General features: G+C 65.8%; 10 protein-coding genes. 4 read left to right on the top strand and 6 right to left on the bottom strand.

Annotated features, from left to right (window positions below; translation table 11 throughout):
* Nucleotides 1-52: 52 nt before the first annotated feature.
* Complete coding sequence (locus U1708_RS00310) at nucleotides 53-1894, bottom strand: DUF885 domain-containing protein (protein ID WP_332741584.1); 1842 nt, start codon at nucleotides 1892-1894, stop codon at nucleotides 53-55.
* Nucleotides 1895-2176: 282 nt separating this feature from the next.
* On the opposite strand from U1708_RS00310, the gene U1708_RS00305 reads away from it, so the two are divergent.
* Together U1708_RS00305 and U1708_RS00300 are read left to right on the top strand one after the other, a co-directional pair.
* A complete protein-coding gene (locus tag U1708_RS00305; protein ID WP_332742566.1) occupies nucleotides 2177-3070 on the top strand; it encodes an alpha/beta hydrolase in 894 nt (297 codons plus the stop codon).
* 127 nt (nucleotides 3071-3197) lie between these two features.
* A complete protein-coding gene (locus tag U1708_RS00300) occupies nucleotides 3198-4118 on the top strand; it encodes an alpha/beta hydrolase (protein ID WP_332741582.1) in 921 nt (306 codons plus the stop codon).
* Between the two features lie 43 nt (nucleotides 4119-4161).
* On the opposite strand, the gene U1708_RS00295 is transcribed toward U1708_RS00300, so the two are convergent.
* The 5 genes from U1708_RS00295 to coxB are packed head-to-tail and all read right to left on the bottom strand — an operon-like array spanning nucleotide 4162 to nucleotide 9776.
* Nucleotides 4162-5220 (bottom strand): c-type cytochrome, encoded by a 1059-nt coding sequence (locus U1708_RS00295; protein WP_332741580.1) that lies wholly within the window; start codon nucleotides 5218-5220, stop codon nucleotides 4162-4164.
* Nucleotides 5217-5837 (bottom strand): cytochrome c oxidase assembly protein, encoded by a 621-nt coding sequence (locus tag U1708_RS00290; protein WP_332741578.1) that lies wholly within the window; start codon nucleotides 5835-5837, stop codon nucleotides 5217-5219. The genes U1708_RS00295 and U1708_RS00290 overlap by 4 nt, the downstream gene beginning before the upstream one ends.
* Nucleotides 5838-5848: 11 nt before the next feature.
* Nucleotides 5849-6268: a hypothetical protein gene (locus U1708_RS00285; RefSeq protein ID WP_332741576.1), complete on the bottom strand. Its 420-nt coding sequence runs from the start codon at nucleotides 6266-6268 to the stop codon at nucleotides 5849-5851.
* Entirely contained in the window at nucleotides 6265-8811 is a 2547-nt protein-coding gene (gene ctaD / locus U1708_RS00280) for a cytochrome c oxidase subunit I (RefSeq protein WP_332741574.1), read from the bottom strand. The genes U1708_RS00285 and ctaD overlap by 4 nt, the downstream gene beginning before the upstream one ends.
* Entirely contained in the window at nucleotides 8808-9776 is a 969-nt protein-coding gene (gene coxB, locus U1708_RS00275) for a cytochrome c oxidase subunit II (RefSeq protein ID WP_332742564.1), read from the bottom strand. The genes ctaD and coxB overlap by 4 nt, the downstream gene beginning before the upstream one ends.
* Nucleotides 9777-10040: 264 nt before the next feature.
* On the opposite strand from coxB, the gene U1708_RS00270 reads away from it, so the two are divergent.
* Together U1708_RS00270 and U1708_RS00265 are read left to right on the top strand one after the other, a co-directional pair.
* Nucleotides 10041-11831, top strand: a complete 1791-nt coding sequence (locus tag U1708_RS00270; RefSeq protein ID WP_332741572.1) for a putative bifunctional diguanylate cyclase/phosphodiesterase — start codon at nucleotides 10041-10043, stop codon at nucleotides 11829-11831.
* Nucleotides 11832-12041: 210 nt separating this feature from the next.
* Nucleotides 12042-12374, top strand: a complete 333-nt coding sequence (locus tag U1708_RS00265; RefSeq protein WP_332741570.1) for a phosphonate transporter — start codon at nucleotides 12042-12044, stop codon at nucleotides 12372-12374.
* Nucleotides 12375-12378 lie beyond the last annotated feature (4 nt).

The following is a 12378-nucleotide window of genomic DNA, read 5'->3' as shown; positions in this document are numbered from 1 at the left end:
CCGTCCGCTGCTTACGGATGCCAGCACGCGTCCGTGAAATTTGCCCCGGCGGTTACTTCCGCCGGGCCGCGATATACCGTTCGACCTGCTCGTCCAGCACATCGAGCGGAAGCGCGCCCTGGCTGAGCACGGCTTCGTGAAAGTCGCGGATGTCGAAGCGCGGGCCCAGTTCCCGCTCGGCGCGAGCGCGGAGTTCGGCGATCTTGAGTTGGCCGACCATGTAGCTGGTCGCCTGTCCCGGCCAGTTGAAGTACCGATCGACTTCGCGGGCGATGTCCTTGTCGGATACCGAGCTGTTCGCCTTGAAATACGCGATCGCCTGCTCGCGGGTCCAGCGCTTGGAATGGATGCCGGTATCCAGCACCAGCCGGATCGCGCGCCACACCTGCAACGACAACATGCCGAACCTGGCATAGGGATCCTTGTAGACGCCCATCTCGTTCGCGAGCCGCTCGGAATAGAGCCCCCAACCCTCGATATACGCGCCGTAGCCGCCGAACTTGCGGAACTTCGGGATGGCCACCAGCTCCTGTTGGCGGGCGATCTGGAAATGGTGACCGGGTGCGCCCTCATGCGCGGCGATCCCGGCGACCTGAACCTTCTGGGTCTGGGTCATGTCGGCAAGGTTCACATAGTAGATGCCGGGCCGCGATCCGTCGGCGGACGGTGGATTGTAGAAGGCGGTCGACGCCGTACCCTCGCGCCATTTCTCCACCGCGCGAACCTCCAGCGGCGCCTTGGGGAGCGTACGGAAATAGCGTGGTGCCGCGGTCATGACGGACGCGATCACCGCGCGGGCATCGCCGAGATACTGCTCGCGACCTGCCGCCGTATTGGGATATTTGAATGCCGGATCGGTGCGAATCCGGTCGAAGAACTGCTCCAGCGTACCGGTGAAGCCCGCTTCGCGTTTGACCGCCTCCATCTCCTGCCGGATCGCGGCGACCTGTTTCAGGCCCAGCGCATGGATCTGGTCGGCCGACAGGTTCGTCGATGTCGAGGTCTTCAAACGGTCCGCGTAATAGGCCGCGCCGTTGGGCAGGCTCCACGCGCCGAAATTGCCCTTCGACTTTGGCTCGATCTCGTCCAGCGCGGCAAACAGCACGTCGTAGCCGCGACGGAATGGCCCGGTCAGCGCTGCGCTGCCGTCCGTCATCAACTGCGCCTTGACCGCTGCCGGTGCATTCAATGCGCCGACCTTCTTCCGGAAATCCGCGAAGACGCTCGAATCCGCGCCAGCATCGAACGGTGCCCCGGTCACGATAGCGCGCGCGTCGGCCCGGGCGGGTGCGAAGTTCACGGCGTTGGGCACGATCCCCGCGGCCGCCTGCTCGCGCATCGTCGCGGCGACTTCGCGCATGACCCGCTCCGTATCGCGCAAACGGGCGACATACGCCTGCGCATCGGCGACCGTATCGACCTTGTGGTTGTTGATGAGCAGCACCGGGATGTCGCCTGCGGGACTGCCGTTGGTCGATACGGGAAAGCGGAGCTTGCGGAACTGCAGCGAATCCCGGTCGCGCTCGACCTGATACTCGAACAACCGGTAGCTGACGCGTGCGCTCTCGCTCAATTGCGCCGGCTGGAACCGCGCGCGCATGGCTGCCAGTTGGCGTTCGGCCAGCGCCTCCGCCCGCAGCGGCGCGGCGTCGGTATAGTCGTCGAGTCGATCGTAATTCGTCTTCAGACCCAACTGCGTCTGCGACTCGGGGCTCAGGTTCAATTGCTCGTCATACGCCTGATCGAGAAACGCGAGCAGCGCGGCGTCCTGGGCCGCGGTACGCGTCGTTGGTTCGGGGGCCGGTGCGGGGGCGGGTTGGGGTGCGGGCGCGGGCGCGCCGGCCTGGATGAGCGGCACCGACGATAACAGCATGAGGGTAAAAGCTAGACGCATGGGATCTCCTGACGACTGGGCTTGTCGCGCGCGGCCAGGAACGGCGCAATCGTCTTTCGAACCTGGCCATCCAAAGCACCACGGTGTCGCGCAGGTTTTGCAGGTAGCGAAGAGACGCTCGCAACCGACCAGCTACTATCGATGCAAGTATCAATTGCCGGATGTTAGCGCTCACCTTAGCATCGGACCCAATAACGATAAAAAGGGAGAGCGAGCATGATTCGCATGATGAGCGTTACGGCGGCCTGTCGGGGGCTGCGCTCCTGTATTTCGCAGGTCGGCATGGCCGCGGCGATGGTATCGGCGACGCCGGTCTTTGCACAAAACGACAAGATGGCGCCGATCGCCGTCCCTGCCCAGCCGGGTGCAATCGAACTGGGAACCGGCAAGCTGCCCGGTGCGACGGCGCCCGAAGCATGGCATAGCCAATATGGCAGCGTGTTCGCGCGCAACGTCACCGTCGCGACGCTGACGCCGTTCCTGCCCGATCCCGCCAAGGCGACCGGGACCGCCGTCATCGTTGCCCCAGGCGGCGGGTTCCGCACGCTTTCGATGGAGAACGAAGGCTGGGACGTGGCGCGCGCACTGGCCGCCAAGGGCGTGGCGGCGTTCGTGTTGAAATACAGGCTGAACCCGACACCGGTCGAGATGCCCGCGTTCGAACGATCGATGACCGCGATGTTCACCCCCGGTGCCGCACCACCCCGCCCGAAGCCGGAGGAGATGATGGCCGGCCTCGCACCGCAGATCGCCGACGCGCGCGCCGCCTTCGCGCTCGTCCGCAAGCGGTCCGCGGAATGGCACGTCGACCCGACGCGTATCGGCATGGTCGGTTTCTCCGCCGGCGCCATGCTGACCATCGCGACCACGGTTGCGGGCGTCGATGCGAAGCCCGCGTTCATCGGCAACATCTATGGCCCGCTGGCGGCGATGACGGTGCCGGCCGACGCACCGCCGATGTTCGTCGCGTTGGCGGCGGACGATCCGTTCTTCGGCAACGGCGGGTTCGGACTGATCGAGAGCTGGCGCACGGCAAAGCGTCCGGTCGAGTTCCATTTGTTCGAGCAAGGTGGCCACGGCTTCGGCATGTATCCGAAGCCGACCACGAGCACGGGATGGTTCGAAGAGTTCACGCGCTGGATGGCGATGCACGACCTGCTGAAGCCGGCGCGCTGACGGGCGCAGTGTCGGGCCCAGTGTCGGGCCCAGTGTCGGCCGGGGGGGGGCGTTGGACGGGCGAGCGTTCACGGCCCCGTGCCCGCTCCCTTCGTAACGCGGTTCAAACTGAAGGACTTAAAGACCGATGCTTCGACTGTTCGCCTTTGCGGCGCTGATGCTGGCGACGCCGGCGGCTGCACAGGATCCCGCCCCCCAGGCCGATCCCGCGCCACAGGCAGCCGCCAGCTATACGTCGATCCCGTTATGGCCGAACGGTGCGCCGGGCGCGGCCGCGCGTCGCGGCGAAGCGGAAGTCGGGCGCGATTACTGGGTCCGCAACGTTCACGAACCATCGCTGATCGCCTTCCCGGCGGCGCCCGCGCACCGCAACGGTGCCGCGGTGGTCGTGATACCGGGCGGCGGCCACAAGCTGCTCGTCTGGATCAACGAAGGCACGAAGGTCGCAACCGCGCTCAACCGGATGGGCGTGACCGCGTTCGTGCTGAAATACCGGTTGGCGAACGAACCCGGCTCGCCCTACTCGGTCGAGGGCAATGCGGCGGACGATGCGCGCCGTGCGCTGCGCTGGGTCCGCGCGCATGCCGCCGAGTACGGCATCGATCCCGCACGCGTCGGCGCAATGGGATTTTCGGCCGGCGGTGAACTCGTATCGCTCATCGCGGACAATCCCGAGCCTGCCGGACGTCCGGTGACCGATGCAATCGACCGTCAATCGGCACGCCCCGATTTCCAGGTCCTGGTCTTTCCCGGACCACGCGGCATCCCGGCGACCGCGATCGCCACCGCGCCACCGGCGTTCCTGGTCGCGGGCAGCCTCGATCCCTGCTGCGCGGCACCGACCGTCACGCTGTACGAGCAGCTTCGGAAGGCCGGAGTCTCCGCCGAACTCCACATGTATGCCGACAGCGGCCATGCCTTCAACCTGGACGAGTCGGACCGGATCTCGATCCTGCACTGGCCCGACCGGCTGAACGACTGGCTGGCGGATGGCGGATGGCTTTCCCCGAAGGCAGTCGGCACTGCGGCGACACCAAAGACCAAGTGATTTTCGGCTAACGTCCTAGATACCGGTCGAGCGCGCGGGCACGTCAGCGGCCTGCGAGATAGCGCGCGAGCGGGTCGATCATGTCCTCGGGAATGCGGCGAGCGATGACCGGCATCGTAGCCTGCGATTTGCGTGCGTCGACCACGGTTTCCTCGCCGCGCCAGTGGCGAAGACGTTGCGCGATGTAGCTGGCCCGCTGGCCGGCGAGGACCGGGTAGGGCTTGCCGGGGGCGTGGCAGCTCGCGCAGGCGGGGAGCTGGACTTTCGGCAACCCTTCGCGGGCGATCTTCGCGGCTTCGGTCGAGCCGGACGGCGTTGCGCGGCCGATGCCCGGCATCGCGGCGAAGTGGTCGGCCAGCCGTGTCATCTCGGCCGGGGTCAGCGTCGCGGCGGCATTCGACATCACCGCGCTCTGGCGCCTGCCGGTGGCATAGGCCTCCAACGCCGCGCGGAGATAGGCAGGGCTCTGGCCGCCGAGCACGGGGATGTCCGGCTGGCCACGGCCGTTTCCGTCGGCGCCGTGACAGCCGGCGCATGTGGCGATCCTGGCGTCGTCGGTTTTGCCGGACGATGTAGGGACGTCGGTCAGCGCGCGGTAGGCGGCCGGCGACATTTCGGGGAGCAAGCGGACGAAGGCGACCATGCGGCGGACCTCGTCGTCGCGGTCCTTGGCCGCCCAGCCGGGCATGCCGGTGTATTTGACGCCGTGCTTGAGGATCCAGAAGATCTGCTTGTCGGTCCATTCGCGCGCGTTGATCGACAAGTTCGGTGCGGGCGGCGTGGCGGACTGCATCACGGGAAGCGGGCGGACGCCGGGGGCGCCGTGGCACGAGGCGCAGCTTGCCTTGAAGTGGCCGGCGGCGCTGACGAGGCCGCCGTTCGCCTTGGGCCCCGCGTTCGCCTTGGGATCGTCGGGGGCGGTGACGGCGGCATAGGTGCGGACCGAGTTGCGCATCGTCCAGTGGAGGAACCAGTCGGTGATCTTCCAATGGCCCGACGAGGCGGCGATGTTGAACACGCCCGACCAGGCGAACAACAGCCCCGCGAGCGCCAGCGCGACGATGGTGGCGGCGGCGCGCGCCCAGGTAATCCGGATCGTCATGCGGTCGCGCTCCGTGTCTTCAATAGTCCGCCGAGCATCGCGAGCCCGCCGATGAAATAGCTCGCCGCGCCGACCATCAACATGACGACGCCGCCGAGTTGCTGATCTTCGAGTGCGTCCAGGCCATGTGCGGCCGGGTGCATCTCCATCATCGCGTAGAGCGGGCGCGGGGCGAGGCCGATCAGCGCGCCGAGCAGCGTCATGTGCATCGAGGTCAGCAACATCGCCGCGACACCCGACGCGCGTCGATCGCTCGCGCCGCCGGTGCGGGTGCCGAGCACGGCGCTCCAGAGGAGGACGCCCGCCGCCAGGAAGCTCGCCTGCTCGATCAGCAACGCGAATGGCTGCATGTCGACGCGGAGCCGCAACGCGGGGAGGTGCCAGAGCCACACGACGACCAGCTCGACGAGCGACATCGCGAGCGGGGCCACGATCGCAGGCCAGCGCTCAGCCGGATCGAAGCGGCTGCCGGCGATGCCGTACGCCAGGAACGGTGCCGCGACCGCGACCGCGATCATGTGTCCGGCCATGTGCCCGACCATGCCGAGCGGGGCGGCGGCGAACGCCCAGCCGATCGGGACGAGTGCGACGCCCAGTGCAAGGCTCGCGCGTCTCATCGGCACCCGCCTCATCGACAATCGCCGAACACGATGACCGGCAACGCGGTGAAGATCACCGCGACGAAGCTCAGCCCCGCCAGCAACCGCGTCGACAGCGCGAGGAAGCGGAGGCGGTCGATCGCCGTGCCCTGTTCGTGCGGCGCCGGATCGCCTGGCGTCTCCGACTGGACGCGCGCGATATAGCCCGCCGCGACGATCGCCAGCAGCGCCACGATCGTCGCGATCAGCGTCGCGAGCGGAAAGCCGGTCAAGGCGGTCCCCGGGGTCGGCGATTTCGCGCAGGTGACCGCCACCCACAAATAGCAGAACAGGAAATGTACGGCCCAGATCGTCGGCGGGACGATCAAGGTCCAGAGCGTCACCTTTAGGTCGCGCGCCCAATGCTTTCGGTCGGACTCGGACTTCCGGCTGGGCTTTGGCTCGGTCATGCGACCCCCGGGAACAGGCCGATCGTGCAGAACGTCACGATGCCGGTCAGCGCGAGGAAATGGTGGTACACGGTGATGTTGCGCAGGTCCGCGTCATAGACCGGCGTCATCTTCCCCGCGAGGCTGCGCGCGAGCGTGTAGGCCTGCATGATGACCCCGATCGCGGCGTGCACCGCGGTCCAGATCGCCAGCGTCCAGACGATCGCAGGGTAGACGTGCAGTTCGGGGTCGAGCCCCGAATACCACGGCCCGGCGAGCCCGGCGAACAGGCTCGACAGCGTCGCGACGATCCCGACGACCAGCAGCGCGCGGCCCGCGGCGACGTTGCCGCGGCGATGCACTTCGCGCGCGCCGACGGTGGCGGCCCAGCCGGTGAGCGTCAGCGCCAATGCGACCATCGGCCAGAATACGCCCGGACCGTTCAGCCCTACGCCGGTCGGCGGGAAATCATTGTGGATCGTCCAGAAGAAGAAATAGCCGAATACCAGCCCCGAGAACGCGGTCGCGTCCGCCATCATCGTGATGAACATCGCCCACCAGCCCGGCGCCGACGGGCCTGAGGTGTAGAGCGGCACTTCGATGCCGTGGCCAATATGCTTGGTCGGCTTTTCCGGGATCTCGGCGGTGCCGGTCCACAGCCACCACAGCACGCAGGCGAGCGTCGCGACGCCGCTCAACGCCGACAGGAGATAGAGGTGGTAGGTCGTCAGGATGAACACGCCGGCTAGCGCGACCGCGGTCATCATCGGCTTTACGCTCGGCGTACCGAGGCGGATCACCTGCAACGGCCGCGCATCGAGAACGGTGGTGATGATCGACTCGCGTCGCATCTCCTCCGCGTCGGGCAGGAAGAAACGGCCCTCGTCGACCTTTTGGACGAAGTTCTTCTGGTCCCAGATCGGATAGCGGCTCTCGATCAGCGGCACCGAGCGGATGCCCCAATCCTCGTCCTCCGGCAGTGCGAGCCATTCCAGCGTGCCGGCATTCCACGGGTTGCGCGGGGCCTTCGGACGGCGCGGCGACAAGGCGAGGTCGATGCAGACGATCGCGACGCCGGCCGCGAACATGTACGAGCCGGCGGTCGACGCGAGGTTGAGCCCGCCGATCCCGAGTTCCTCCGGATAGGTGAAGACGCGGCGCGGCATCCCGAGCAGGCCGGACAGGTGCATCGGGAAGAAGGTGAGGTTCATGCCGACGAACATGATCCAGAACGCGGTGCGTCCCATACGGTCGCTGAGCTTTTTCCCCGTCACCAGCGGCCAGTAATAATAGAGCCCGGCGAACAGCGGCAGCAGCGTCCCGCCGATCAGCACGTAATGGAGATGCGCGACGATGAAATAGGTGTCGTGCGCCTGCCAGTCGAACGGCGCGACCGCGACCATCACGCCGGTCAGCCCGCCGATCACGAACACGGCGAGGCTGCCGGTCGCGTAGAGCAGCGGCGTCGATTTCTTGACGTTGCCCGCCCAGAGCGTCGCGATGAACACGAAGATCTGCACGCCGGTCGGGATCGCCACCGCTTCGGATGCAGCCGCGAAGAAGGCTAGGCTGATCTTCGGCAACCCGGTCGTGAACATGTGGTGGACCCACAGCCCGAAGCTCAGGAATGCGGTGCCGACCGCCGCCAGCACGATCCACGGATAGCCGAGCAGATGGCGTTGCGCGAACGTCGGGATCAGCATCGCGAACAGCGCGATCGACGGCAGAAAGACGATGTAGACTTCCGGGTGTCCGAAGATCCAGAACAGGTGCTGCCACAACAGCGGGTCGCCGCCCTTCTCCGCGTTGAAGAACGGCCAGTTCAGCAGCCGCTCCATCTCGAACAGTACGTCGCCGGCGATCAGCGGCGGGAACGCGAACAAGATCATCACCGCGACGACCAGGATGTACCAGGCGTAGAGCGGCATCAGGTTGAGGCGCATGCCGGGCGGGCGGCATTTCAGCACGCCGACGATCAGCTCGACCGCGGCGGCGACCGACGACACCTCGATGAAGCTCAAGCCCAGCATCCAGATATCCGCGCCGAGCCCACTCAGATCGGTGCGCGTCGTCAGCGGCGGATACATGAACCAGCCGCCATCGGGCGCCGCGTCGAAGAAGATCGAGCCCGACACGAACACGCCGCCGATCAGGAAGCTCCAATATCCGAACCCCGACAGCCGCGGAAACGGCAGGTCGCGTGCGCCCAGCAGCTGCGGCAACAGAATGATCGACACCGCCTCGAACATCGGCACCGCGAACAGGAACATCATCATCGAGCCGTGCAGCGTGAACAGCTGGTTGAAGGTGTTCGCCGTGACGAGGTCGTTGTTCGGCACCGCCAGCTGCGTCCGCATGATCAGCGCGAGCACGCCTGCGAACAGCATGAAGCCGAACGCGGTCAGCGTGTACCACACGCCGATCCGGTTGTTGTTGACGTCGGTCCAGCGGAAGAACCAGCCCGAGGGGGGCTTCCACACTTCGCGCAGACGATCTTCCTGGCCCTTGCGGACCGCGGGATCGTTCTGGTCGGGGGCGACGTACTGGGCGCTCTCGGTGGTCATTTGAGCCCCTGAAGATAGCTGGCGATCTGGTCGGCCTCGGCGGGCGACATCTGCGGGAAGGCGGGCATGCGAACGCCAGGCTTGGTCTTGGCCGGGTTGCGGACGAAGCCGGCGATGTTGGCCCGGGTCATCGGCAGGACGCCTGCGGCGAGCGTCGGGCGCGAGCCGAAATGCGTGAGGTCGGGGCCGATCTTCGCGACCGGTCCGACCCCACGGACGCTGTGGCAACCGCTACAGCCATAGCTGGCGAACAGGCGTGCGCCGGGGGAGGCTGTGACGGTCGCGGGGCGGGCCTGCTCGGCGAGCCAGCGCTCGAACGCGGCGGGCTCCATCGCGATCACGTCGAATGCCATCAGCGCGTGGCCGAGCCCGCAGAACTCCGCGCAGACACCGCGATACGTGCCCGCCTTGGTCGCACGAACGACGAGACGGTTGGTGCGGCCGGGGATCATGTCCATCTTGCCGGCGAGGCCAGGCACCCAGAAGCTGTGGATGACGTCGGGGCTGCGCAACGACAGCTCGACGGTGCGGCCGACGGGAAGGCGGAGTTCGTTGGCCGCCTCGACCACCGATCCGCCGGGCGGAGCGTAGCGGACGCGCCACCAGAATTGCTCGCCCTCGACACCGATGCGGAGATCATTGTTGGCGACTTCGCGCGGGCGCATCGCAGGGAGAGCGTAGAGCAACAGCGCGAGCAGGATGATCGAGGGGCCGATGCCGCCGAGCCACAGCACCAGCTTCATGCCGCCCTTGTGCGTCAGCCGACCCTCGGGCGCGCGCATCGCATGGCGCATGAGCAGCGCGAGGCCGCCCGCAAGAATGACGGCGCCGATGACCAGGACGATGGTGATCGAGAGGACCTTGTCCGCTTCCTCACCGAACGGGGCGAGCGTCGACTGGTGCTGGTTGCACGCCGCCAACACCGGCAGGCACGCGCCCACGGAAAGAGAAATAGCCTTCCGCATCATCACCTTGCGACCCTTTTCGAAGGCAGCTCCCTAGCCGCGACTACGGGACGAGGTAAACCATAAATGACATTTCGTTCATCTTCACGCCGATTTTTAGCGTGCCTGTTCCAGCTGGCGGCAGATCTTCCCCGGCACCGGCATTGCAACGCTGTACAAAATAGCTGGCACCCAGCTTGCTAAAACCTAGGTTGTCTTTCCGATATCTGACATAGGTTAAACAGTTAAGGTTTTGAATATAGACGGGATCGTGAAAGGAATCGTGTGCGCGACCATCACGAAGATGCCCGGCTGGATGCATTACATCAGCTGAAGTTGCTCGATACCCCGCCAAGCGAGGGCTTCGATCGCATTACGCGGATGGCGAGCCAGATCTTCGGCCTGCCCGTAGCGGCGATATCGCTGACCGATCGCGACCGCCAGTGGTTCAAGTCGCGCGTCGGCGTCGGGCATGACAGCATCCCGCGGGAGACCGCACCGTGCGCTCAGGTGGCCGAGTCGTCTGAACTGATCGTCATCGAGGATTTTCAGGCCGATCCCTGTTACGCCAACAGTGTATTGGGCCGCTCCGGCACCCGGTTTTATGCCGGTGCCCCGCTGGTCACCCGTGATGGCTTCGGCCTTGGATCGCTCTGCGTATTGGGAACCGAGCCCCGGAAGGCGACCGACGCCGAGCTAGCCGCCCTGGTCGACCTGGTCGACCTGGCGGCGATGGTCATGGCGCAGATCGAATTGCAGCATGCGTTCGGACGGATCGATCCCGTCAGCGGCCTGCCGACCAGGAACCAGTTTCGCGACGATTTTATCGATCTCGAGCGAGACAATCCGGGCGAACAGCGCTTTGCCGTCGTCGTCGATATGGCACGTGACGACCAGATCAGCCGGATCACGCGCGCATTGGGGCTGGCGCGGGTCGACGACTTCATTCGCGAGGCATCGCAATCGCTCCGCGTGACGCTAGGACCCGGGCGAGTCGCCTATCAGATCGGCAACGCCCAATTCGCGTTCATCTCGCCCCCCGGGGTCGAGCAGATGGCGTACGTGACGCTACTAAAATCGAGTTTCGAAAAAATGCACGCGTCGTCGTCCGTTCGCTTCGTCACAAACGTGGCGATCGGCGTCAGGTCGTTTATCGTCGGCACCGTGTCGGCGGACGACGTCCTGCGCGGCGCGGCGAGCGCGGCGCAGGATGCGCGGAGTGCGGAGGGTTCGATCGCCCTCCATTCACCCGCCAACGACACGGCGCACCGCCGTCAATACGGCCTGTTGCAGGATTTCGGTGCGGCGCTCGAAGCGGGCGATCAGTTACGCCTGATGTACCAGCCGCGGATCGAACTGGCGACCGGCCGCTGTCGAGGCGCCGAGGCGTTGCTTCGGTGGCGACACCCGCGACTGGGGGAAGTCTCCGCCGCCGAATTCATTCCGATCATCGAGCAGACATCGTTGGCCCGACCGACGACGCAATGGGTCCTGGATGCGACGATGGATCAGTTGGTGACATGGGACCGTGCGGGCATCGCACCGGTTCTGTCGGTGAATATCTCTGCCGCCAACCTGAGCGAAGCGGATCTCATCGAGCGGATCCGGGTCGCGCTGTCGAAGCGCAAGCTGGCACCCGAACGTCTGGAAATCGAGCTGACCGAGAGCGCGATCATGGACCAGCCGGACCAGGCGCTCGCCATGCTGCGCGAACTGGCCGATGCCGGTGTCTGCCTCGCGATCGACGATTTCGGGACGGGGCACAGCAGCCTTGCCTATCTCCAACGGCTGCCGGCGCGAATCGTTAAGATCGACCAGGCGTTCATGCGGAACCTGACCCAGGCGACCGGACCGGATTTCGTCCTGGTGGAGGCGATGATCTGTCTTGCGCACAAGCTCGGCTACCGTGTCGTTGCGGAAGGTATCGAAACGTCAGAAGCCGCGGCGATCCTCACGCGGCTAGGGTGCGAGGAGGCGCAAGGCTTCTGGTTCGGACGACCGATGGAGGCCGAGCAATTCGCCGCCTGGCTTTCGGATCGGCAATCCGGCCGGCGGGTCGAGCGAGGGGATACCTGACTTTCTAAATCAAATCTTCCTGCGCAAATAATGCCGGAAAACGTTGCGCCGATCTTCACGCGCGCGCGTTCGGGCATGGCATTGCCAGCGCCATGATTTTGCAGACTTCATATTCTTGAAATGAAGGCAATATTTAAGGATGTTCGGGCATGCGTCGTCAGGGAGCCACCGACCATGCCAGCAACCGAATCGAGTTTCGAATCGATACCATTGCGTGATCTGGACGCGATGAGCGAACGCGAGCGTGATGCGCTACCGTTCGGGGTGGTCGGATTTGCCGCCGATACGACCGTGCAAACCTACAATGCGACGGAAGCCCGATTGTCGGGGCTCGATCCCGCGACCGTGGTCGGGGTCCCGTTTTTCGAGGTCGTGGCGCAGTGCATGAACAACTTCATGGTCGCGCAGCGGTTCGAGGACGAGGCCGAACTGGACGACATCGTCCCGTACGTCCTGACGTTGCGGATGCGGCCGACCAAGGTGCGGCTGCGGTTGCTTGCGACGGCCGGGATCCTGCGGCGCTACGTGCTCATCGAACGCTGAGGCC

Source organism: Sphingomonas arabinosi (assembly GCF_036663715.1).
Classification (GTDB): domain Bacteria; phylum Pseudomonadota; class Alphaproteobacteria; order Sphingomonadales; family Sphingomonadaceae; genus Sphingomonas.
Note: the sequence above shows the minus strand (reverse complement) of the source record. Positions and strands in the feature narration are given on the sequence as shown.